Origin of the sequence: Pseudomonas sp. 2822-15 (genome assembly GCF_002742515.1) — a bacterium.
Lineage (GTDB): Bacteria > Pseudomonadota > Gammaproteobacteria > Pseudomonadales > Pseudomonadaceae > Aquipseudomonas > Aquipseudomonas salomonii.
On sequence record NZ_LJRY01000340.1, the window covers coordinates 1 to 281 of the forward strand.

General features: G+C 45.6%; 1 protein-coding gene. It reads left to right on the forward strand.

Translation table 11 applies throughout. The annotated features are described in order from the left end of the window. Positions 1-40: 40 nt before the first annotated feature. Positions 41-281: ABC transporter permease (locus AOA59_RS28425; RefSeq protein ID WP_256593140.1), on the forward strand; the 241-nt coding region annotated here is incomplete at its 3' end.

A 281-nucleotide genomic window follows, 5' to 3' on the forward strand; every position in this document is an offset into this window, starting at 1 on the left:
TCCTATTATTCGTCATGCAACGAGAAGCGTTGTGTCAACAATGCGTACGATTCCAGATCTCATCTGGGCACTGATTTTCGTTATATCCGTAGGGCTAGGACCTCTAGCAGGTATCCTCACGATTATCGTGGATACAATTGGATTCTGTGCTCGCTTCTTCTCAGAGAGAATTGAAGAAATCGACAAAGGACCATCTCAAGCACTGGAATCCACTGGAGCGAGCAGGTTCGGTATCATATCAGGAGCAATAATTCCAATCGGTTTCCCTTCCTTTGTTGGGA